3 protein-coding genes are annotated in these 2659 nt (G+C 53.4%); 1 reads left to right on the forward strand and 2 read right to left on the reverse strand.

Annotated elements, in window-relative coordinates:
* Positions 1 to 1342 (reverse strand): D-alanyl-D-alanine carboxypeptidase/D-alanyl-D-alanine-endopeptidase (dacB, locus tag M0974_RS01405; RefSeq protein WP_297831700.1); only part of this gene is annotated, 1342 nt, incomplete at its 3' end.
* Positions 1343 to 1685: 343 nt separating this feature from the next.
* On the opposite strand from dacB, the gene M0974_RS01410 reads away from it, so the two are divergent.
* The gene (locus M0974_RS01410; RefSeq protein ID WP_297831703.1) at positions 1686 to 2030 is read left to right on the forward strand and encodes a YggL family protein; all 345 of its coding nucleotides are present in this window, start codon (positions 1686 to 1688) and stop codon (positions 2028 to 2030) included.
* 85 nt (positions 2031 to 2115) lie between these two features.
* On the opposite strand, the gene M0974_RS01415 is transcribed toward M0974_RS01410, so the two are convergent.
* On the reverse strand, positions 2116 to 2659 hold a 544-nt coding region (locus tag M0974_RS01415; protein ID WP_297831706.1), incomplete at its 5' end, for an HD domain-containing phosphohydrolase.

Here is a 2659-nt window from a genome sequence, read left to right on the forward strand (position 1 = left end):
AGGTGTTGCCATTGCTGTCGCGGCTGAAGCCGGCGATTGCACGTACGGTGTTCAGGGTGCCCGTTTTAATGTGGGCTTCACCGCGCATTTGCGTGGTTTTTAGGCGTTTGCGCATGGTGCCGTCAACCCCGGCCAGCGGCAGGGAGCTGATGTACTCGGCGGCGTATGGGCTGTGCCAGGCAGATTGCAGCATCTGCGCCATTTCTCGGGCGCTGACGCGTTCGGCGCGAGACAAACCTGAACCGTTCTCCATCACCAAGTGCGTGGCAATGATGCCTTTCTTGGCCAGCCACTGACGAATCACTCGTTGCGCTGACTTTGCGTCATCTCCATCGGCGTCGTTGCGAAATTTCGCGCCCAAACTCAGGAACAGTTGCTGGGCCATGGTGTTGTTGCTGAATTTATTGATGTCGCGAATGATCTCCGCCAGATCGGGAGAGAAGGCCTTGGCCAACAACTTCGCATTGCTCGGCACCGCTTCCTCACGGTCCTTGCCCATAATCGTGCCGCCCAGCTCTTGCCAAATCGCGCGGACCGCACCTGCTGTATAGGTCGGGTGATCTAACAGCGACAGGTAAGTCTGAGAGTTGCAGCCCTGACCCAGTTGACCACTGACGATGACAGAAATGCTGCCGTCCACCTGAGGCGTCGGCGTGTAGCGGACGTCACCGGTGCACTTGTCTGATGCCAGCGCCTTGACCTGATTATCAAGGTGAATACTGGCAATCGGAGGTTCGACCGACACCAACACTTTGCCACCGTCATTGCGTGCGATAAAACGCAGCGCCTTGAGGTTCACCATCAGTGCATCGGGTTTAACCAGGAACGGCTTGTTCTCATCGTTGCCATCGTCGTTGAACTCCGGCAATAGCGGTCGAATGAAATGACTGCGGTCCAGCACCAGGTCGCCAGTGACTTGCAATACGCCGTTGGAGCGCAGGTCGCGCATCAGCAGCCAGAGTTTTTCCATGTTGAGTTTGGGATCACCGCCGCCCTTCAGGTAAAGGTTGCCGTGCAGTACGCCGTTGCTGACGGTGCCGTCGGTGAAGAACTCGGTCTTCCATTGATGGTTTGGCCCAAGCATTTCCAGCGCTGCATAGGTGGTGACCAATTTCATGGTCGATGCCGGATTGACCGAAACATCAGCGTTATAAACAGTGGCGATGCCGGGACCGGTAAGCGGCAGTATCACAAGGGATAACGCGTCGCTACGCAGCTTGGCAGCCTGCATGGCCTGTTGAACTTTGGGAGGTAACGAGGTGTTGATGGGGGCTGCATAAACAGGCATGGCCAGTGGCAAGAAAAGGCTGGCGAATAACAAGGGGCGTAAAGATTTGATCATTGAAGTAAAGCCCTACTGCTGCGAAGGGAGAAATTTGAGGGCATGGATGGATTCCCTCGTTAATCGTGACGTATGCCTGAATCAAAACGGTCGTTCAAGACGCTGATGCGCTGACAGTTCATTGGTCAGCAAAAATAAACGGCGTCAGAATTGTGCGGCATTATGCCCCATGCGCGGGTGACTTGTGCCGGGGGTAGAGCGCCCAAACAGGTATTTTTTTACGACGAGGAGCTGTATTCAAGTTTTTGCGTCCGCTCGGCTGGACAAACATCAGCACTGATGCGGGCATTTAGTCGCCCAAGCTGGTAAAGTGCCGCCCGTTATTACTTATGAGGATTGTTCCATGGCCACTAACCGTTCCCAGCGTCTGCGCAAAAAACTCTGCGTTGATGAATTCCAAGAGGTTGGTTTTGAACTCAATCTGGATTTCAAACAAGACCTGGATGATGACGCTATTGACGCCTTCCTCGATGCCTTCCTGACCGAAGCCATGGATGCCAACAATCTGAACTACGTTGGCGGTGAAGATTTTGGTCTGGTCTGCTTGAAAAAACGCGGCTCGGTTAACGAAGAGCAACGTGCAGTCGTTGAAGGCTGGCTCAAAGCCCGCAGCGAACTGACAGAAGTGACTGTCAGCCCGTTGATCGACGTCTGGTACCCGGAAAAGCCGATCAATCCGGTTGCTTGATGTAGGTTGATACGAAAAAAAACAGGCTCAAGAGCCTGTTTTTTTATGGCTGAGCGCAACGCGTCAGACTACGTTCTGATCTGATTTACACCCCTAGTCCTGCCTTCATCAACAGACTGTTTTTATCGACAGCATCGATTTGTTGCGGCTGTAGATAACTGGCGGCGTATTGCTGGTAGATATCCGCCTGAACGAACAGCTCAAACAACTGCGGGTCGATGTGCTGATCAACACACATCTTCGCCATGATCGATAGCGCTTCACTCAAGCTTTTACCTTTCTTGTAGGGACGATCAGCAGCGGTCAACGCTTCAAAAATGTCGGCGATGGCCATCATTCGGGCGGGCAGGCTCATCTGTTCGTGCGTTAAGCGTTTCGGGTAGCCAGTGCCATCCATTTTTTCATGGTGCCCGCCAGCGATCTCAGCCACGTTTTTCAAATGGGTGGGGAATGGCAAGCGACTCAACATCAGAATGGTTTGCACCATGTGGTGGTTGATGATGTAGCGCTCTTCGACGGTCAAGGTGCCACGGCGAATGCTCAGGTTGTACAACTCGCCACGGTTGAATTTGTAACGTGGTACATCAAGTTGGAAGCCCCAGGGATTATCGGCAGGTATCTCTTCAGCC

This window comes from Pseudomonas sp., from assembly GCF_026224925.1.
Classification (GTDB): Bacteria; Pseudomonadota; Gammaproteobacteria; order Pseudomonadales; family Pseudomonadaceae; genus Aquipseudomonas.